Genomic DNA, 18,003 nt, shown 5'->3' with positions numbered 1-18,003 from the left:
GTTAAACCTGCTTACCGTTCGCTGCGACGAGTTTGGGGGGTGCCTGCCGGGAAAATTTTCCAGCGGCCTGTTCGGCTGCCTTCTGCACCTCATCTTTCTTGCCGCCATCCGCTTTCTTAACGTGCGTGTATTGAACCGCTGCGATGGCCGCCCTCACCTGTATCGGGCTGGCATCAAGCTGGCCCAAGGCAATTTTCGTCAGTAGCGAAAGCATGTCCATCTCTGGCGCGGGGACCGGTACCGCCTTTTCCCGCTTCAGTGCGCCGCCATGTGGCTGAGCCTCGAACTCCACGGTCACCGAGGATTGGTTTGGTGATTCCGGATCAACCTTCTTTTTCCGGCCAGCGCCTGGCCGAGCGCCGCCAGAGTTGGGGCGAGCGCCCCCGCTCTTGCCTTTTACGCCTGCCATTTGCTGAATTCCTTTTTTCAAAAGGGGGATAAAATCTGCGCGTGAGGGGGAGGGTGGTCTTGGAGCAAAAAGGTGAGAACTTTTACCCCACCCCTCCCCCTCTCAAACTGGGGAACTGACGTGCCACACGCGATTGAAGCACGTCATTGGCGTGCGTCACGAGCTCGGGCAGCCTCCTCGGCCTTCTTCACGATGTCGTGGCAGGGTTGGCACAGCGTCTGCCAGTTGCTACGCGCCCAGAACAAACTCTGGTCACCGCGATGCTCGACGATGTGGTCAATGATGGTGCCTGCCGTCACTTGCCCGTTGCGTTCGCAATAGACGCAGAGCGGATGCTGCTCGAGCCAGCCTGCCCGAGCCTTCTGCCACTTGTAGTCGTATCCACGCTGGGCCGCTGTCTGCTTGCCTGCCCGCCATGAGTCCGGGTTGATGTTGGAGAGGCGTGATGGTTGAGCCTGAAGCCCAGACTTGAGCGAGGTCAGCTTGGCCATCAACCATCTCCATTGACGGGCGTGCCGTCCATGTAGGTCAGCGGCTCGGCATAATCGTCATCAACCTGCTCGTCACTCAGTGACTGGATCAGGGCTGTCAGCAGCTCGTTGGTCTTCAGCTGCTCTTGGAGCTGTTGCCTGAAGATCGACAAGAACTCCTGCTCCCGGCCGGCTATCACCTTCATCTGATCGGGGCTGATCAGCACTTGGGCTGAGAATTCGTTGCGCTCGCTCATAGGCCACCTTGCTCCACTTCTTGATCCATTCGCGACGATCTGCACATCCGGTACAAGCCATCAGTCAATCCTCTCGACAGTCACCGTTCCTCGCAGGCGCCGCGTGTAGACCTGGTCACGACGGTGATCAACGCGGAACGGAAACGGACAGAACACCGCAATGCCCAGCGCTGTGTCGCACCAGATGACGCGCTCGATCTCATTGCCATTCACGTACACACGTCGCTTGCCGCGACCGTCATCGAAGTGATGAAAGCTATCGAGACGAGCCATATTCAACCCTCAACCTTTCGAGCAGCGGCGCGATCGTAGTAACCGCGGACCTTCTCGACTCCAAGGAAGCCGACAGCACCGCCGGCGAACGTGGCCATGCTTTGCGGTAAGCCCATCCATTCAAGGAGTGGCACCAACGACAGCGTGACCAGGCCGCACAGCGCACCTTCCAGATACATCTGGCGACGAGTACCGCCGCCGTACATCACTCGCAGCACCGCGATACCGACCGACAGGCCTGCGGCATAGAGCTGGGGTTGATGCAGCAGCAGCCAGGCAATCATTGCGGCCCACAGACCGGGATCCTTCTCAGGCATGTTTGGCATCTCGATTCCTCCCTTTGGGGGAGTGCATTAGATTCGGCTCCAGCGGCACTCCCGGCTCGATGCGATGGGTGTGGTGGAGCCGAAAACAAAAAAGCCTCGGCAAATGCCGAGGCTAGTTAAATTGTAAAAGCAAAAAGCCCACGCCGTTGGCCGGGCTTATGTCTCATACGCCTTCAATCAATAACGAACTGGGTGATTGAAATCAGATTTTTTCAGGATCGAACATGTTCATCAGTCGTTCCACCAGAGCTGCGTAGATTGGGTCAAAACGCTGCTTGTCTTTGTCGTCAATATTTACTGACAAAGTAAGAGGTAAGTCTTTCGCAGTGATTTCAAAATTATCCCCACTTATCGAAACCGTAAACTGAAATACAACAACCTGCCTGTATCCAGAATGGGCATCTTGCTCAACAGTCAGGGCGACAGAAAAGTGGACAACGCCATTGAGCGAGCTGAGCTTTAGAAAGCCAACTTCGTTAAAGTTGTGCTCATCACCAGTCCCAAGCCGCACGTACCGCTGTTGATCGCCTTTTGAGTCAGTCCAGGTGATATCCGGAATCGATAGGTAGCGTTCAAAGCCAGCAGCGAACGCGCTAGCTGCGCTAGACATCATGAACAGCCTAGCCTGTTGCCTTTCAAAAAGTTTTTTGTACTGCTGAGAGATCTCACTATAGATGGACATCACCAACTCCTTTGTGTGGGCTGGAAACATCTCATAGTGATCAGTTTTTTTCTATACAACAGATAGCAAAAAGCCCATCTCGGGGATGGGCTTTGCACGCGGAAAAACCGCAAAGTAACTGAAATCTACAGCCAGTCCCCGGGCCTGTCAAGCGGCTTCACGACGAACATCGAGCGCACCATCGATCCAGGCGATGCCGGCCTTCCAGAGCTGCCGCGTCTTCTCCTCACCGAAGCCCATCTTCTTGCCCACATCGATCAGCGCCTTGTCGCGGGCGGTGTAGTACTTCATCAGCACCTTGCCGCATTCCGGGTAGCGCTTCAGCAGACGACCCATCAGGCCATCAATCATCAGTGCATCGTCGTCGGTGATCATCGGCATGTGCAACGTGTTCTCACGGGATGCACAGCACGACACGCCGGAACCCAACACGACCCAGCGGCCCCAGTGCTCCAGCAGATCCTCGGCGGTGCGTTCGGTGAAGTTCTTCGTTCTCGCCATGATCAGTCCCCTTTTACGGCCGAGCCACCAGGCCCGCGAGTGTTGGTTTGCTGGTACAGGTCAGCCATGGTCAATGGCTCGCGTGGCAGCGTTGCGATGTGGCGCTCCTGACGGAGCAGCATGCCAAGCTGAACGATCAGGTCATCCACTGGCAGCGGCTCAAGCGTCTCGGCGTGCACCAGGCCGGAAGCGTGGCAACCGATGCAGTCCAACTGATGAAACACGCCCTTGACCAACCCCTTCCCGGCACAGGATGGGCAGTCGGTGAGAGGGATCTGGCGGCGCACAAAGGCGGGGCCATGCTGCTTTTTATCCATTTTTAAACCTCGCCTTTTATGGTTTCGTGATTTGGCTAGAAGCCGCGCCATTCAAGGCCTCGGCGGCATTCTGCGAATTTCCGTTTCTATTCATGGTCGAGCGGTGAATCAGGCTGAAGCCTTTCCCGTCTAACCATTCGTGCCACTTGCCCAGGGCTTCGCGCTTGAGCAGTTCGGCGGATGTGTGGATGTAGGTCTGCACGTTGCGGGTCATCGTGTGGTTCACCAGCATCTCGCCGATGAGGAAGTCCACACCGAGGTCAGTCCACCCGGTTCGGGCAACCTTGCGCAGGTCGTGGCTTGTCCATTCGCCATGACCCAACCGCGTGAACACGGCACAGGCCTGGCTGTCGCTGAGGCAGCCACCGCCGCGCGCCGGGAAGACGAACGCGCCCTTGTAACCCTTCACTGCCTGCCAGTCCCGGTAGCGCTCCAGCAGCGCGCAAACCTGATGTGTCAGTGGCAACCGATGCTCGCAGCGGGTCTTGGTGTTCTCGGCCGGGATGAACCACTCGCCCTGCTCGCCCAGGGTCAGGTGCGCCCACCGAGCCATCCGGGTTTCGCCGACACGCGTGCCGTGGCAGAGCATCATCAGCGCCAGCATGCAGTCCTGCGGTTCTCGGTCGAACCCCGCGGCCAAGTCTCCGATCACGTCCTCGAGCTGGACGGCGCGTAACCGAGACGGCTTGGGCTGGATCTTGGCCTTGGTGAAGTCGGTGAACTTGAAGCCCGCGATCGGATTGGAGCTGATCATGCGCAGCTTCTCGGCCTGCCGGAACGCCACCACCAGCACGCCCCACATCAGGCGCACGTAGGACAGGGAGAACTCGGCCTGCATCGGCCACATCAGTTGCTTGTCCAGGGTGAAGCGGTCGACCTCCTCCACCAGCAGTTCACCGAGCCGCGGCTTCAGGTGGCAGGCGATGATCGAGGTGTTGGTTGATCGGCGCTTTGCCGAAAGGCTGCGGTCAACCGCTTGGCGCGCCGTGAACCAGTCGAGTAACTGACCGACCGTCTGCAGGGTTCCGGCAGCGGCTGAGGCTTTCGGGTCAGCGGCCAGACGCTCGCGGATCTTCGGCAGCGCATTGATCAGCCCTTTCACCGGCAACTCTGGGAAGCCGGCGATCTTCTCCCACTTTTTGCCGACCACCAGGTGCCACGTACCGCGCTCGCGGTTCTTGTGGAAGCGGAAGTAAACGCCCGGGTACCGCGCGTCACGCATGTCCCGGATATCGGTGTTGGCCGATTGCCGGCGGATCTCGGCATCAGAAAACGTGGTCAGCAAGCTTTGGCTCATGGCGTGTTTGGCTCCGGGTCGATCGGGTAATCCCGAATGTGAACGCGCACCGCGCCGCCCGTTACCGGCTCGCCAACGTTGATGGTGGTGACGAAGTTCTTGTCGTCGATGCCCAGGCCATCGGCAATGCCGTCCCGGCCGGACTTGAAGCGCGCCACCAGGTTGTCATCGTCGTAGGAGCGGCGATTCGGCGGGCAGAACGTGACCCAAAAGTACTTCTTGCCGCTGAGGCGCGGTGCATCAAGCGCCAACGCGATCAGGCCGCAGGTGTGGCGGTACGCCTTCGCGTGTTTGTGCTTTTGCCGCCAGTGCACGCGCGCATTCGGACTCAACTCCTTTGGCGGCCACGGCAGCGTAATGTCGATCATGCAGCCCCCTTAACGGTGAGAATTCCGGCCCGGATCAGGCCTTCATGGGTTTCGGCAATGGCGCGCGGCATGTCCTGCCAGTCGATGTCGCCGGCGACGCGGCCGTCGATGACGTCGTGGCAGGCGCTGCAGGCGTACACCGCGACGGTGTCGAAGCCCTTCATGCCCATGCCCTTCTGCCCGCATGGCAGATGCGCAAGGACGGTGGTTTCTGGGTTGTAATTGCAGATGCCCGGCATCCGGACGGTGCACTCTTGGCCATTGGCCGAGGCGCGGAGCTTTCTCGAACTCACTCGCATGCCGGCTTCCCCGTGACGACGTCGACGACTTCGTAGGTCCCCGGCCACATCCACGACCCGTAGCGCTTGGCCATGGCCTCGTCGGCGAACAGCGCCAGCGCGTGATCAGGTGGCGAACTCAAATCGACCTTGAACGAGCAGCAGAACACTGCCCATCGGTAGGTCTCGATCTCAGGAACAGCCAGGCGGCGATCAGGCATGCTGGGCACCTCCGACAACACGCGGCGATGGCTTAAGGCCGAACCGGCGCAGCAGTTGCTCACGCGCTGACTTGCCATCGGTCGGAACTCCCTGACGTCTCATCGTCGCGTGAATGAAGCGCTCGCCCTCTTCCACTGCGTACTCCATCTCTGCCTTCTGGCTGTCATGGCCGATACCAATCGCGATGTCATCGAGCTCTTGACCCTGCACCAGCATGCGGATGGTGATGTCATAGGCTCGGTCGAAGATCTCACTCGCCTTGTCGGAGACCTGGTCAGCGAGGTTGTGAAGTTCGCACTGCAGCGCCGCGTGCCGAACTGCTGGGTGCGACCAGGAGCGCGAACCTGCACGGCTTGGGTGTGAGTTCTCCAGCGCCTCACGAAACGCCCTGTCGTGAGTTGGAATGCCCAGCATCTCTGGAGTCGGCTGACACCACTTGATGAACTTGCCCACGCTCGGCGCAAAATCTCCGCCGAGCTTTCTGCAGTTCTGGATGCCGTATCGAATCTGTTCAAGCCGATTGATACCCTCGGCCATGAAAGCCTTGATCCAGCTGCGTTTTGCTGCGTCCAGGGTCTCGTCGTCTGGCCAAGCCTGACGCCATGCTGGAAAGATGGCCTTCAACTCCTTGAACAGTGCGTTGACTACTTCGGTGGTTCCGGGAGGAAGCTGTGTTGGGATGGATGGGATAACCGGCGGCAGGTTACCCATGGTTTTCAGCAGTGTGTTCGCGCTTTTGAGGGTCGGCTTTTTCTCAGGAACGCCCATTACAAGTCTCCTAGGTTTTCAGCCCAACTGGTGCTGTCGAAGTCAGGCGCCTTGCCCTGCCCCGAAGCTTTGACGCGTTCGCGCTTAACCCACTGCGCCAGCCGGTAGCACCAGCCGGCCGAGGTATCAACGGTCGCCGGCTTGGCGACGAAGAACCCCTTGAATGCCCGGATCGCCGCCTCAGGGACCGCATCGGCAGGAAGCCCGGCGATAGCTATTTGGTCCGACAGCCCCTTCTCGTTCGGGAACCAGGTGGCGAACATGGCGAAGCGCTGGCGATCATCCTGCGGCTCGATGGCGGCGCTGTTCTGTTCGGCGAGAGCGGCATCAATCTCGCGCTGCTGCAGCTGCTCTTCGGTTAATTGATGGTTAAGTGACGGATTGGGTGCAGCCGCTGCACCCCGTTCTGTCGTAGGTTGCACCCCGTTCTGTTGTGGATTGCACCCCGTGCCGTCATCTGCACCCCGTTCGGTACGGGGTGCAGCATTTGCACCCCGCAATAGTTGAAGGTCGTAAACGACTGGGCGGCGGTCGTGGCGATCAATGTGAACAGCGGCGATCGCCTGGTTGCCCTTTTGGATCAGTCCGGACTTCTCCAAGTCATCCAGCTTGTAACGCACGGTGCGCTCGGAAAGGCCAGTGTCCTGAGCCAGCGTGGTAGCCGACGGGAACGCGCCAGCACCATTCGATCCGGCATAGTTGGCCAGGCACAGCAGCACGTGCCGGGCGCTGGCATCCTTGAGAACTTGCGTGGGCAAAGACAGCGCCCATGACATTGCTTGAACGCTCACAGCGAGGCTCCGATATTCAATTCGGCCAAACGGGCAAGGCCCTTTGGGGTAACGAGAGGATCGAAAGCGGCACGGTCAGCACCGGTTTCTGAGTCAGGCTTGAGAGCAGTGACTTTGTGGACCATGAGTCCGGAGGTGATGCGCGGTTGGTAAGCAGTCCAGCGCCCTGAGCCTTGGCGGCGGAAGATCCACCGGTTCTGCTGCATCCAGGCGAAGAGTTTCGAAGGCTTCATCTGCAGATGCTTCGCAGCGTCGGTGATGCAGATAGCACCTTCCGCAGCAGCAAGCCTTTTGATGGCCGCAACCTTCGGCGCCTGGTCGAGGATTACCAAACGCAGGGTTTGGTTGTCCTTCGCCTGATCAGCTGCAGCCTGCAGCGCCTCGGCGTAAGTGGCCGGGATCTGGAACTGGCCCGCTTGGGCTTCCAGCTCCTGCCAGCGATCGATGATCCGGGCACGCAGTTCGACGCTGTAGCCGGACACAACGACCAACGTGTCGCGCTGCGACAGCAGGAACTCGCGGTAAACCTGACCGTTCTGCGGGTGCACGTAGGGGGTGTCGTTTGAAGAAACGACACCCTTAGCAACCAGCGCACGGATGGTTTTCAGCACGTTGTCGTGAGAGCTGCCGATCAATTCGGCGATCTCACGCGAGGACATGTGTCGCGACACGTTTTGAGATTGAGCAAAGCGTGTCGCAGGGTTCGGGGTATTGCCGGGGGTGACGTTCGTGTTCATACTGGCCCCTGAAGTTTGTTGTTTGAAGAAGCCGGTCTAGCCACCGGCTTTTTTTCGTCTGAAATTCGGCCACTGGATGAATAAACAGCACTTTCAGTCCACTGCTTTTCACATCGGATTTCACTGATACTTTCTTCAGCGAATCGGAGGACTGATTGGTGCTGATTTCTGAGATGGAAACGGCCGCAATTCATTCGCCTGAAAGCTACCGTCCGGTAGCTCAAGCACCCGAATATCGCGCTTTGCAGACAAGGCTTTGTGAATGGCTGGAGCGGTCACTCGAAGAAGCCGAGCGGCTTCAGACTGCCCTTTGTCAGCCACGAACTTGTCGAGGGAAGTCTCAGTCATGGTCGTGCCTCTGATGTAGATGAGGCAGATATTAACCATCTGTTAATTTTTAATCAATACCGATGGTTTCTTCTCATTTTTAACCATTGGTATACATTCGCACGATGACGAAAAAACGAATTCTCCCTCCCGACCGCATGGCAGAGTGCGAAGCCGCGCATGCGCTTTTTCTTGCCAAAAAGAATCAGCTGAAGCTAAGCCAAAAGAAAATCGCAGACGCTGCAGGCATGACACCTGCCGCTGTGAACCTCTATTTCAAAGGTATAAATCCACTCAACGCTCAGTTCGCAGCCGTGCTTGCGCGCATGCTGCAAGAGCCAGTGGAGTCATTCAGTCCGCGGTTGGCAGATGAGATCCGTAGTCTCACCACAGCTTCGCTTTCTGTCGGAAATGAGCAAATGTCGAGCAGCGGGTCTGAAATGACTACTGCAGAACTGATCAGAGGGATGCTAACTCGAGGCGGTAAAAACCTTTCGGAAGACGCACGCCGGCGGCTAATTGCCGTCGCAGCTGCGGAAGACGCGGGCGCGATTGAAATTGACTACTACCGCCCAGGCGTTGTAGGCGATGAGGTGTGGATCGCGCACTACGACGTTCGCGCTGCGATGGGTGGAGGCCAGATCCCGCACGACTATCCAGAGATGCTGCAGGATGTTCGAGTAAGCCCCCAACATCTTCGCGAGATGGGTGTCGAGTTCAAAGAGCATTTCCATCTAAAAATGGTGACCGGTTGGGGTCAGTCAATGGCGCCTACGATCAAGCATCGGGACCCGCTGTTGGTCGACATCAGTATTCGGGAATTCGTAGGGGATGGGATCTACATGTTTTCTTGGGAGGGTCATCTGTACATCAAGCGGCTTCAGTGGATAGGTGACGACCAGATCAAGATGATTTCCGACAATGATCGTCACCCACCACAAATCATTCGAGCGGATGAAACTTTCATTCAAGCGCGGGTGCTGCTGGTTTGGAATGCCAACCTGGTCTAGCCTCAATTGGTTTCGAAAAATTAAAGGTGTTCAGATTGGACGATTCATTACAAACACCAGAAGAGCTGGAGAAGCAAATCGCGTCACTGACCGATGATGTGGCGCTAGCCTTTCTAAAGAAAATCCAGAATCGGCCATGCGAAGCGTGTGGTGTGGGTGACTGGTTTATGATTCCCGACATGAAAGTTGCAGGCTGGGAAGAACCACTCTCCCGCGGCGTGCTGAACCCTGTGTTTGTTATCAGCTGTAAGAATTGTGGAAACTTGCGGTCGTTTGCATGGGCTCGAATTCTCTATTTCATGAATCATGAGTATCCGAAACATGGCGAATGATAAACCTTTCTGGTTTCAGGGCGTTCATGAGGGGCGGGGTGATGACAGGGCTGTCGATGATGCGCATACTGAAAGCATGAATGATATTACTCGCGAAGAATTCAATGCCAGACTCGAGCTTCAGCAACTGAAGGTAGATGCGCGCCTGAAGGAATTTGAGGGCAAGGTCACTGATGGCCTTACGCAAATGAATCATAGCCTGCAGCTACTCGACAAAGATCTAGCCGGTGTACGCGGGTTGAAGGGCACCATCATTCTCAATTCAATCCTCTCCGTGATCGCTATTGTGGGAATAGTGATCGCGGTGATGGCCTATGGCGTGGCTAATTTCGACTCGGGTCGTGACACTGCGGCGGCATTTCAGGAAATGAAACAACAGTCGGCAGAAACGAGACAATTGCTTGAGCAAATGAAGGCACAACAACCCCAAAAGTAAATGATTCTGTTGGACCAAAGCCCGCCAATGAGCGGGCTTTTTAATGCCTGTTAGAAAGGTGCCGGCTCATCCATCGCAACTTCAAACAAATTTTCCACCTCAGCTACTCGCTCCTCCTCGCCTTGAGGGTCCCACCTAAGCTTCACTGAGCCGTCATCGTTGAACGCCATGTCGATGCCGTCTGTTTCTGACAGCAAGCCCATCACCTCTTCCCACTCCCTGTCTCCATCCGTGTCCAGCCGATGGATCGTCACCCATCGCTGAATCTGAGCGACAGGGTGATTGATCATTGATGAGACGCGCAAGGAAAGCCGCTCAATACCCGACATCTCTTCTCTTTTCTTCTTTTGCGCGGTCGCCATCTACTGCTCTCCTGACAGCTGGATATCCATACAGTGCTGCATAAGCATAACGAACTCCCCCAAAAAATAAATTAACCATCGGTATTGACGATCATATATACCGATGGTTAACTTACTCCATCGCCGGATAACAACCGGCCAGATGGAAGGCAGCGATGAACCGGCCTGAACGGTTCAGATGGGTGGCCACTACCCAAGGCGCGCAGCGTAAAGCGATCAAAAAAAGTGTTCTGGTGGGCTGAGCCGCGACCAGGTGAACAATTTGAACGAGCCCGTACCGCGCCAGCAGCGCCGAAGGGACACGGAAAGTTTCACTGATGCGCCTGGTTGGCCGGGCGCATTGGGAAATCAACCGAGAGGCACACAGCATGGAATCAATCATCAAGAGCGGCACATGGATCGGCCATCTCGGCCGTGGGCTTGCTCGCAGAGAACTTCAGTTTTTGCTTTTAGTTGCCCAGGGCCTTACCGCCAAACAGATCGCCCGCTCTCACGATGTTGAGCCCGGGACGGTCGCCAAGCGGATCTCCAACGCCATGTTCAAGCTGGGCGTTCAGCGCCAGTCGGCGGCGGTGGCCGAGGCGATGCGGCGGGAAATCATCGTAGGACAGGCAGACGGTCCGAATCCTCAAGGTCCAGTTGGGGAATCGAACGATGGTGTGTTTATCGCTTAAACCACGGCAGGGCATCACTGAGCAGCCTTCTCACGAGGGCTGCTTGGGATGACAACCGACAGGTAATCAACCATGAAGCACGACAAGGCAATCGATCTGCTTGAACACCACGCCACGAACTGCGAGCAGAACGCAGCGATCCAAGAGCGTGAGGGTCAATACGAAGACGCGGCGAACAGCCGTAGCAACGCCGCCGATTACCGGCAAGCAATATCCTCGCTCCATCCAGTGTTTTTGATCGATGGAGAACAAGTCTTTATCAACGGTGCTTTGCTCAATGAGTCCAAGCTTCCTTCGATATCAAAAATCTGAACCAGAGCATCACTTCTGCCCATTCCCTGAGTGGGCAGCGGGATGCGGACGCCAACCCAGCAGACGCTGGACACCTGCATGCAGCAAAACCAGAGACCGGCGAGCGCCCGCCAAAATGCCAACGGCGCGCATTGGAGGGTGACCATCATGAAATAGACCGGCGCTTCAACTTGGGTAGCGAAGAAAGCCTGCATATTCGCTCAAGAATCCATGAGCAGGCAGCGGACATCTTGGTCGACGGTGTCACCGCGCACCACCGGGCAACCGGCAGGCCTACCCCATAGCGACGACACACCGATGATGATTCAACCCCAGGCTGTCGCCAGTAGCGAGCCTGGTGGGCTTCTCACGTAGGGAGGTCTTCGTGTGAAGCAAACGAAAAGCTCGGGTGATCTCGGGCTTTTTTTCGCCTCGCCTTTATCCGTCAGCACTCTCCCCTGCGCCCAACGGCAACCAGCAGGCGGCACAGAGTGCTGACGAATACACGCAACCCCACCACCGAGGGATCAGCAATGCACCCATCCATGCAAGAGCGCGTCGACGGACTTCAAGCGCTGCGCCTGCGCAACGTAATCGCCACCGCCGAGTTCTACTCGAGAATCGGCAAGGAGCCTCCCGTGCAGAAGATTCGCTACCAGGTCGTGCCGAAGGGTGCGCACGCGTTCCACATCGTGGAGTTGGCGACCGACAAGGTCCGCGGCTTCCGCTTCTCCTACAAAGAGGCGGTGAACTACGCGCAGGAACTGGAATCGCGCGCCAGCGGCGTGAAGCGCATGCCGATGGGTGATCGACCATGATCGGCGTTCCACTTCCGAACCCACGGGACCAGCTGATCGACAACCTGAACCAGCAGCTCGACGCGTTCTTCGGTGCCGGCAACAAGGTCGAGCAGGTCGACCAAGGCGTAACCGGAGTGCGGGACGCGATGTTTGGCACCTCCCACGCAGCCAGGCTGCGCGCCGAACGCGACAAGCTTGCACCGCGCTTGAAGGAACTGGCCGACAAAGGCCTGACCGTCATCGAGGCAGCGAAAGAAATGGGCATGGAAACGAAGCGCGCCCGCCTCATCGCCCGCGAGAACAGCATCAACTTCCCGGGGCCTCAGTGAAGCGAACGACCAACCGGGCGCACCAGCGCCGCCGACAGACCTGGCTGGACTTGCCGGCCAGCAGAATTGAAGAGGTAGGCCATGGCCAAGACGCCAACAGAGCGCAAACGCGATCAGCGCGAGCGGGACAAGTTGACCCAGGCGGAAAAAGAAGCCGCGCTACTGTCACGGCGGATTGTCACGAAGCTTTATCACAACGATGACGCCGCACTGAAGCGGGTCATGGCCCGGTGCGGCATCGAAGAAGAGCAGGACCTGATTTCCCGATTCATCCGCGGCGCTGACCGCATGAGCGACGAGCAACTGGCTGATCACATTCGCATCGCGTGACATGCCGTCGTGACACCCCAACCCAAACCAAATTGCCACCACCGGTCACGGAGGGCGGCGCCTGACTGGAGATAATCCATGGAATACCTCGCCAGAATCAATCCCAAGTACTTCGCTGCGATGTACCAGTGCGCTGCGAAAAACGATGTTCGTTACTACCTGAACGCCGTGAACATCGAGCGGCACCCAGACGGTGGTGTGATCATCGCTGCCACCAACGGACACTTCCTCGGCGTGATTCATGACCCTGACGGGTGGATTCATGAAGATCACAACTCATTGCTGGTCGGCATTCCTTCAAAGCGTCTGGTTTCCGCCTGCAGTACAAGGCGCGGGCCTGACACTTTCGCACCGAACATGCTCTGGATCGCGGAGAAGTTTTCGGTCGTTACTGGATGCGTTGAGGCGACAGAGCCGCCGGAAGCCTTCGATAGTCGTGCTCATCTCACCGAGAAAACCGAGCTGGTCGATGGCAAATTCCCGGACTGGAGGAAAGTGCTTCCAACAACTCGCGAGAAACTGGAAACCCAGTTTCCATGGATCAATGGCGAGTACATCGAGGCCTTCAACAAGATCGCCACCATCCTGACTGGCAATAAAACTTTCGGCGGCGGTGGGCTTCACCTGGAAGCGCGCGACGACAGTCGTTCAGTTGTTGTCCGGCTTGCCAACTACGAACTCAAAGACCGCTTTGTTGGGGTGATCATGCCAATGAAATGTGACCCTCTCGAAACCATCGTCCCAGCGTTCGCGATGCCGAAAGCGGAATCGCTAGAACACCAAGCCGCCTGACCCAATACCCCACTTCTACGAATCACGCCAGCCGGCGAGGATCCCCTATGTCCGCACAACAGATCGACGAAAAGAAACTCGAGCGCGCGATCCGCAAGATCAAGCACTGCCTGGCGCTGGCGCAAAGCGCCAACGAGAACGAAGCAGCGACCGCGCTGAGGCAGGCTCAGGCTCTGATGCGCGAGTATCGCCTGACCGAAATGGATGTGAAGCTGAGCGACGTCGGTGAAGTCGAGTCGCAATTCTCCCGTACCGAACGCCTTCCCGTGTGGGAGCGTAGCCTGGCCGGAGCAGTTGCAAATGTATTCGGGTGCACCTCTTTGTACGGTCGGCAGTACTGCAAAGAGAAGGATCGGATCATCGCCCGCACATCCTTCGTGGGGGTGACACCTGCCCAGCACATCGCGCTGTATGCGTTCGAGGCGCTGCTGACAAAGCTGAAATTTGCCCGCAAGCAATATGTCGCCAAGGTGCGCGCGGGCGTGCACCGCAGTTCGTACTCAGCCGAAACAGCAGGCGACCACTTCGCCCTAGCATGGGTCAACGAGGTTTACGGGAAGCTGAGCGCCCTTGTCCCGAAAGGTGAGGACGATACCCAGTCATCGAGCGACGGGCGCGACCTCATCGCAGTCGAAGCGCAAGACAAGGCACTGATCACCGAGTACCTCGCAAACAAAGGCGTAGGAAAAGCCCGCAAGGCGCGCGACGTCGATATCGACCTGAATGCGCAAATCGCGGGAATGCTCGCAGGCCGCAGGGTTGATCTACACGCCGGCATTGCGCGCGGCGGCGATGAAACCCTCGCCCTTTCCGCAAGCGCCTGACCTTCCCACCCTCCACCGCCCGGGCATGCCCCGGCATAGGACGCCCCATGCCCACAGAAAATAAACCGGCAGAGCCGCTGCAGGTTGAGCGCTCGACAGTCACGAAGCTGGTGATCACCGGCGCCCCGCGGCTTGATGCGATTACCGTGTTCCTCGAAGACTTCGGCCGGCGCGACTGCCCGACTGAATCGAACCCGAACTACCAGACCGCCCAAGGCAAGATCACGATCAACTGCTGGGACAACAGCTGGAACGCCTACTGGGGTGGCATGGGCCCGCGCACCGTCGCGGAGTTTGTCGCCGACTGCGACTGGCATTACATCCTCAACTGCCTGGATCGCGGGATCAGCCCCACCGTGTTCAGCGGTAACGCCCTCCACGCTCTGGCCAAGAAGTGCATCGTTCAGCGTCGTCGGCAACAGACGGGGCGCCATGAGTGGGAGCTGGGTGAGCTGAGTAAAGATGAAGCCCGAGAGCTTTGGCGCGACATCGACGAGCTGCGCGGCATAGAGAGCGCTAACGAGTGCTGGCATCAAAGCAGGTTACTGACAGAACTGTTCGGTGATGAATGGCATTACCCGCTCGACGGCAAGGCGGTCGAGGAGAACCACAAATTCACCTACCTGCGTCGCGTTGTTGAAGCGGTGCAGCACGCGTTGCGCCAGGAACAGCAGCAGGAGGCCGCATGATCAATCTCTTCTGGCGCTTGCTCGCTAAGTTGTTGGCCCGCCCGGCCATCGCCGACTGGCTCATCGCCCGCGCCAAGCTCACCCCGTACCTGCACATCATGTCCGCCGACGGCACCGAGATGTACATGGGCCGCTGGTGGCTGTTCAACCCGTACAGCAGGGAGACGCACAAGCCGGCGCTGTGGTGGTGCCCGTGGTCGTTCCGCATCCACCACATCCTGCGCGAGGACGTCGACCGGGACTTACATGATCACCCATGGAACGCGCGTACGATCATCCTGCGCGGCTGGTACACGGAAGAGCGCCTGGAGCTTGCAACGTCTGTTGACATGCTGACTCTGGGCCGGCCGCTGCTCTGGCTGCCAGACGACGAGATTCGCAAGCTGGCCACCGTCCAGCGCAACCCGGGGGACACCGCCAGACTCAACCACGGCGAATACCACCGCATCGACCAGGTATCCCCAGGCGGCGTCACCACCCTCTTCATCACCAGCAAGTGGCGCGGTGACTGGGGATTCCTCGTAAACGGCGTGAAGGTGCCTTGGCGCACCTACACCGGTACCGATAATTGAAAGGGGCATTCGAAGTGAGCGAACTCAAAGTGATCTACCTCGGCCCGGCCTGCCAAGAGCAGGGTCAATCCAGCGGCCGTGAATGGTGCCAGGACGATGTGTGGGATGCGTGCGAATGCGGGCATGAATCAGTGCGGTATGTGCTGGCCTCCGAGTTCGACCGGGTAACAGCCGAGCGTGACGCCCTGCAGCAGCGCCTGAACGCAGCGGATCAGCGGATTGATGAGCAGGCAGGGTTGCTGCGGCGCAGTGTGATGGCCGTCCGCGAGCAGCAATGTGAGCCGGGCGAAGCGGATTTCGACCTTCCTACCGAGCTTATGGCTGATATCGATGCCCAGCTTTCCACCAGCACAGAGCCGGAACAGGATGATGACTGGCATATGAACCCGTGCAAGCAAGGTCACCGCGATGTCGGCGCGGCCGGCGGTGTGGCGGCGTGCAACCAGTGCGATGAGAAGATCGAAGCAGCCACGACGCAGGAAGCCTTCGAGCGCTGGAACGCAGAGCATCCAGCACCTCAGTCGATCCCTGATCAATTGCGTGACGCCACGAAAATGATCGGCATCGAGCGCATGCCCCCGATGGAGTACGACGAGCCATGATCGACCTAAACGGTTTATCACCGGCTGCCCGCTCTGCTGCAATGCGAGGCGGCACCGCTGGCTGGGGGCAAGTAGGCGGCTTGCCTGAACAGCTCCGGTACATGGAGCTGCGACCGAAGCGACCCGGCCGCAAAAAGAAATGCCATTGCGGATGCGAAACACCGAAGACGCATCTCGGCATGACCAATGGTGTCTGCTTAACCAGTGGCTGCGAGCTGTACGTCCGTCGATGGATCAAAGCCGGCAACAATCGCTCCCTGTAATCCTCACTCCCTCCCCCTTCAAAGTCAGCCGCTATAGCGGCAAGGACGACTCATGTCTCAAGTTCACCCAGATTTGGCCCGGATCTACAACGTGTTCGGCCTGAGCAGCAATCACTCCTTGTCGACTCTGCTCGCAAACGTCGAGGGCCTCAAGCAAAGTCATGACGAAGATCGCCCGCTTGCTGATCGGTACCGGTTTCTGCGCGAGCCAAAAGCCAGCGCGCCCGTAACGCTTCCGGAAGAACAATGGATTGTCGTTGGCTTGGCCAGCCATGAGGACGTGCTGACCGGCGCCGCGCTGGACAACGCCATCGACAACGCCATGAACTCCAAAAGCTACACCTTCGAGCCGGAGGATGGTCCGCTGCTCTGCTACCAAGTCGGCGATCAAGATTGGGTTGCCGCGCAGAACCCGGAACAGGCTTTGGCAGTTCTGGCTGAGTACAACGGCGACTGGTTGCGCGAACACTCCGACGATTATGACGTGGTTCTGACGGGCGATTCGGAGCTCGACCAGCAGTGGCAGGACGAAGATGCACCCGGCACTCCAGCGGGATCTCTCCGGCAGTGGCTGGCTGAAGCCACGGAGCCTTGCTACCTGAACGGGGTGGAGTAAGCCATGACCGCAATCAAGGAACGGCCGATCCTCTTCTCGGCCCCGATGGTGCGCGCCATTCTGGATGGACGGAAGACGGTCACACGACGGGCAATCAAGGTTCAGCCGCATATCGATGCCAGTGGCAATTTCTGCGTAGGCAGCTCCAACTACGGCCAGGACGGTTACGGCAAACCTGTGACCAAGCACTTCGTCAACGGCTGCTGCCCCTATGGCAGGCCCGGCGACCGGCTGTGGGTGCGCGAGAGTCACGCTCAGGTCTTCGAAGTGGATATTCCGCACGGCAGATATGCCGGACCAATCGGAACCGCAGGTAGCCCTGGCAAGCCTGATTGGAAATCCCGTTACGTATACCGGGCAGACGGCGAAATGCCGAACGTCCAGTGGCATCACGTCGGGGATAGTCAGCCAGTGCGCTGGACGCCGAGCATTCACATGCCGCGCGCCGCCTGCCGCATCCTGCTGGAGATCACAGACGTACGCGTCGAGTGGCTGCAGGACATCAGCGAAGACCAAGCCAAGGCCGAGGGCTGTTTCTTCACCGACTACGGTCAGGAGTGCTTCCACGGTGGCGCTGGCTGGAAAGACGTAGGCGTCTGTCCGGCGCAGGCCGGTCACCGGCAGCGCACCGGCTGGGCCTGGGACAAAACCACCAGCCATGAGGAATGCCTCGGAACACCGCGCTGGGCGTTCGCCAACTTGTGGAACGCGACCGGCGGCGACTGGTACGCCAATCCGTGGGTCTGGGTCGTCGAGTTCAAGAGGGTTCAGCCATGAGCAAGTATTCAAAACTGAAACAGCTGGCCGAGGGCTGCCGCAGCGAAGTCATTCGTTCGCACGGATGGGTGGGAATGATCGAGGACGCCGGCCTGTTGCACCGTGACGAGCAGTTCCTCAAGGAGTGTTCGCCCGAAGCGGTGCTGGCCCTGATCGCCGAGAACGAAGCATTGCGCGAAGACCGCGACGGCCTACTTGAAGCAGGAGCGCACCTACTATGATCTTGATCCCAATAGCCGCCCCGCTCTACATGGCCTACCTCATCTACAAGGGGCCGTGGC

The 18,003-nt window shown here is 58.4% G+C and carries 32 protein-coding genes and 1 pseudogene; 16 read left to right on the top strand and 17 right to left on the bottom strand.

The genetic code is table 11. The annotated features are described in order from the left end of the window. Position 1 precedes the first annotated feature (1 nt). The 16 genes from KKQ10_RS24710 to KKQ10_RS24635 form a co-directional block, all read right to left on the bottom strand. Positions 2-409: a hypothetical protein gene (locus tag KKQ10_RS24710; RefSeq protein ID WP_215502540.1), complete on the bottom strand. Its 408-nt coding sequence runs from the start codon at positions 407-409 to the stop codon at positions 2-4. 143 nt (positions 410-552) lie between these two features. Continuing rightward, positions 553-900 (bottom strand): HNH endonuclease, encoded by a 348-nt coding sequence (locus KKQ10_RS24705; protein WP_215502539.1) that lies wholly within the window; start codon positions 898-900, stop codon positions 553-555. After that, positions 900-1,136, bottom strand: a complete 237-nt coding sequence (locus KKQ10_RS24700; RefSeq protein ID WP_215502538.1) for a hypothetical protein — start codon at positions 1,134-1,136, stop codon at positions 900-902. The genes KKQ10_RS24705 and KKQ10_RS24700 overlap by 1 nt, the downstream gene beginning before the upstream one ends. A gap of 60 nt (positions 1,137-1,196) precedes the next feature. Beyond that, entirely contained in the window at positions 1,197-1,409 is a 213-nt protein-coding gene (locus KKQ10_RS24695) for a hypothetical protein (RefSeq protein ID WP_215502537.1), read from the bottom strand. Positions 1,410-1,411: 2 nt separating this feature from the next. Beyond that, positions 1,412-1,735, bottom strand: a complete 324-nt coding sequence (locus KKQ10_RS24690) for a phage holin, lambda family (protein WP_134786841.1) — start codon at positions 1,733-1,735, stop codon at positions 1,412-1,414. 202 nt (positions 1,736-1,937) lie between these two features. Beyond that, complete coding sequence (locus tag KKQ10_RS24685; protein WP_215502536.1) at positions 1,938-2,417, bottom strand: hypothetical protein; 480 nt, start codon at positions 2,415-2,417, stop codon at positions 1,938-1,940. Positions 2,418-2,564: 147 nt separating this feature from the next. Beyond that, positions 2,565-2,918, bottom strand: a complete 354-nt coding sequence (locus KKQ10_RS24680; protein WP_215502535.1) for an antiterminator Q family protein — start codon at positions 2,916-2,918, stop codon at positions 2,565-2,567. 2 nt (positions 2,919-2,920) lie between these two features. Then, positions 2,921-3,235, bottom strand: a complete 315-nt coding sequence (locus tag KKQ10_RS24675) for a hypothetical protein (protein ID WP_215502534.1) — start codon at positions 3,233-3,235, stop codon at positions 2,921-2,923. Positions 3,236-3,251: 16 nt separating this feature from the next. Then, the gene (locus KKQ10_RS24670) at positions 3,252-4,532 is read right to left on the bottom strand and encodes a tyrosine-type recombinase/integrase (RefSeq protein WP_215502533.1); all 1,281 of its coding nucleotides are present in this window, start codon (positions 4,530-4,532) and stop codon (positions 3,252-3,254) included. After that, positions 4,529-4,900, bottom strand: coding sequence for a RusA family crossover junction endodeoxyribonuclease (locus tag KKQ10_RS24665; protein WP_215502532.1), 372 nt, complete (start codon positions 4,898-4,900; stop codon positions 4,529-4,531). The genes KKQ10_RS24670 and KKQ10_RS24665 overlap by 4 nt, the downstream gene beginning before the upstream one ends. Beyond that, complete coding sequence (locus KKQ10_RS24660; protein ID WP_215502531.1) at positions 4,897-5,199, bottom strand: nuclease domain-containing protein; 303 nt, start codon at positions 5,197-5,199, stop codon at positions 4,897-4,899. The genes KKQ10_RS24665 and KKQ10_RS24660 overlap by 4 nt, the downstream gene beginning before the upstream one ends. Next, entirely contained in the window at positions 5,190-5,399 is a 210-nt protein-coding gene (locus KKQ10_RS24655) for a hypothetical protein (RefSeq protein WP_215502530.1), read from the bottom strand. The genes KKQ10_RS24660 and KKQ10_RS24655 overlap by 10 nt, the downstream gene beginning before the upstream one ends. Next, positions 5,392-6,111: a replication protein P gene (locus KKQ10_RS24650; protein ID WP_252191751.1), complete on the bottom strand. Its 720-nt coding sequence runs from the start codon at positions 6,109-6,111 to the stop codon at positions 5,392-5,394. Before KKQ10_RS24650 ends, KKQ10_RS24655 begins: the two co-directional genes overlap by 8 nt. A 56-nt stretch (positions 6,112-6,167) precedes the next feature. Then, positions 6,168-6,944, bottom strand: a complete 777-nt coding sequence (locus tag KKQ10_RS24645; RefSeq protein WP_215502561.1) for a helix-turn-helix domain-containing protein — start codon at positions 6,942-6,944, stop codon at positions 6,168-6,170. Between the two features lie 11 nt (positions 6,945-6,955). Beyond that, entirely contained in the window at positions 6,956-7,618 is a 663-nt protein-coding gene (locus tag KKQ10_RS24640; RefSeq protein ID WP_215502560.1) for a phage antirepressor KilAC domain-containing protein, read from the bottom strand. A 213-nt stretch (positions 7,619-7,831) separates the two neighbouring features. After that, positions 7,832-8,044, bottom strand: coding sequence for a Cro/CI family transcriptional regulator (locus tag KKQ10_RS24635; RefSeq protein WP_215502528.1), 213 nt, complete (start codon positions 8,042-8,044; stop codon positions 7,832-7,834). A gap of 104 nt (positions 8,045-8,148) precedes the next feature. Between KKQ10_RS24635 and KKQ10_RS24630 the strand changes: the two genes are divergently transcribed. Genes KKQ10_RS24630 through KKQ10_RS24620 form a run of 3 tightly spaced genes read left to right on the top strand, consistent with a single transcriptional unit; the run spans position 8,149 to position 9,801 of the window. Then, positions 8,149-9,033 (top strand): LexA family transcriptional regulator, encoded by an 885-nt coding sequence (locus KKQ10_RS24630; protein ID WP_215502527.1) that lies wholly within the window; start codon positions 8,149-8,151, stop codon positions 9,031-9,033. A 35-nt stretch (positions 9,034-9,068) separates the two neighbouring features. Continuing rightward, a complete protein-coding gene (locus KKQ10_RS24625) occupies positions 9,069-9,365 on the top strand; it encodes a hypothetical protein (protein WP_215502526.1) in 297 nt (98 codons plus the stop codon). Beyond that, on the top strand, positions 9,355-9,801 hold the full coding sequence (locus tag KKQ10_RS24620) for a hypothetical protein (protein WP_215502525.1): 447 nt from the start codon (positions 9,355-9,357) through the stop codon (positions 9,799-9,801). Before KKQ10_RS24625 ends, KKQ10_RS24620 begins: the two co-directional genes overlap by 11 nt. A 50-nt stretch (positions 9,802-9,851) precedes the next feature. Here the strand turns inward: KKQ10_RS24620 and KKQ10_RS24615 are convergent, their stop codons facing one another. After that, a complete protein-coding gene (locus KKQ10_RS24615) occupies positions 9,852-10,163 on the bottom strand; it encodes a DUF1654 domain-containing protein (RefSeq protein WP_215502524.1) in 312 nt (103 codons plus the stop codon). A 368-nt stretch (positions 10,164-10,531) separates the two neighbouring features. On the opposite strand from KKQ10_RS24615, the pseudogene KKQ10_RS24610 reads away from it, so the two are divergent. The 13 genes and pseudogenes from KKQ10_RS24610 to KKQ10_RS24550 all read left to right on the top strand — a co-directional run. Continuing rightward, positions 10,532-10,765: pseudogene (locus KKQ10_RS24610) on the top strand (response regulator transcription factor); the annotation flags it as partial. Between the two features lie 144 nt (positions 10,766-10,909). Next, positions 10,910-11,149 carry a hypothetical protein gene (locus tag KKQ10_RS24605; RefSeq protein ID WP_215502523.1) on the top strand — a complete coding sequence of 80 codons (240 nt, stop codon included), beginning with the start codon at positions 10,910-10,912 and terminating at the stop codon, positions 11,147-11,149. 524 nt (positions 11,150-11,673) lie between these two features. Continuing rightward, positions 11,674-11,946 carry a hypothetical protein gene (locus tag KKQ10_RS24600; protein WP_252191737.1) on the top strand — a complete coding sequence of 91 codons (273 nt, stop codon included), beginning with the start codon at positions 11,674-11,676 and terminating at the stop codon, positions 11,944-11,946. Further along, entirely contained in the window at positions 11,943-12,257 is a 315-nt protein-coding gene (locus KKQ10_RS24595; RefSeq protein ID WP_215502521.1) for a hypothetical protein, read from the top strand. Before KKQ10_RS24600 ends, KKQ10_RS24595 begins: the two co-directional genes overlap by 4 nt. Before the next feature lie 81 nt (positions 12,258-12,338). Next, positions 12,339-12,587, top strand: a complete 249-nt coding sequence (locus tag KKQ10_RS24590; protein ID WP_215502520.1) for a hypothetical protein — start codon at positions 12,339-12,341, stop codon at positions 12,585-12,587. A 78-nt stretch (positions 12,588-12,665) separates the two neighbouring features. Continuing rightward, positions 12,666-13,379 carry a hypothetical protein gene (locus tag KKQ10_RS24585; RefSeq protein ID WP_127650491.1) on the top strand — a complete coding sequence of 238 codons (714 nt, stop codon included), beginning with the start codon at positions 12,666-12,668 and terminating at the stop codon, positions 13,377-13,379. Between the two features lie 47 nt (positions 13,380-13,426). Beyond that, positions 13,427-14,203 (top strand): DUF2786 domain-containing protein, encoded by a 777-nt coding sequence (locus KKQ10_RS24580; protein ID WP_215502519.1) that lies wholly within the window; start codon positions 13,427-13,429, stop codon positions 14,201-14,203. A 47-nt stretch (positions 14,204-14,250) separates the two neighbouring features. After that, positions 14,251-14,892 (top strand): phiTE_072 family protein, encoded by a 642-nt coding sequence (locus tag KKQ10_RS24575; protein WP_215502518.1) that lies wholly within the window; start codon positions 14,251-14,253, stop codon positions 14,890-14,892. After that, a complete protein-coding gene (locus tag KKQ10_RS24570; RefSeq protein WP_215502517.1) occupies positions 14,889-15,464 on the top strand; it encodes a hypothetical protein in 576 nt (191 codons plus the stop codon). The genes KKQ10_RS24575 and KKQ10_RS24570 overlap by 4 nt, the downstream gene beginning before the upstream one ends. A gap of 14 nt (positions 15,465-15,478) precedes the next feature. Continuing rightward, positions 15,479-16,066: a hypothetical protein gene (locus KKQ10_RS24565; RefSeq protein WP_215502563.1), complete on the top strand. Its 588-nt coding sequence runs from the start codon at positions 15,479-15,481 to the stop codon at positions 16,064-16,066. Between the two features lie 315 nt (positions 16,067-16,381). Continuing rightward, on the top strand, positions 16,382-16,945 hold the full coding sequence (locus KKQ10_RS24560) for a hypothetical protein (RefSeq protein WP_215502516.1): 564 nt from the start codon (positions 16,382-16,384) through the stop codon (positions 16,943-16,945). Positions 16,946-16,948: 3 nt separating this feature from the next. Further along, on the top strand, positions 16,949-17,722 hold the full coding sequence (locus tag KKQ10_RS24555) for a hypothetical protein (RefSeq protein ID WP_215502515.1): 774 nt from the start codon (positions 16,949-16,951) through the stop codon (positions 17,720-17,722). Continuing rightward, positions 17,719-17,943 (top strand): hypothetical protein, encoded by a 225-nt coding sequence (locus KKQ10_RS24550; protein ID WP_215502514.1) that lies wholly within the window; start codon positions 17,719-17,721, stop codon positions 17,941-17,943. The genes KKQ10_RS24555 and KKQ10_RS24550 overlap by 4 nt, the downstream gene beginning before the upstream one ends. Positions 17,944-18,003: the final 60 nt, after the last annotated feature.

The organism is Pseudomonas sp. MG-9, assembly GCF_018729515.1.
Classification (GTDB): Bacteria; Pseudomonadota; Gammaproteobacteria; order Pseudomonadales; family Pseudomonadaceae; genus Aquipseudomonas; species Aquipseudomonas serboccidentalis.
The sequence above is the reverse complement of the archived record's forward strand: the minus strand, read 5'-3'. Positions and strand labels throughout refer to the sequence as shown.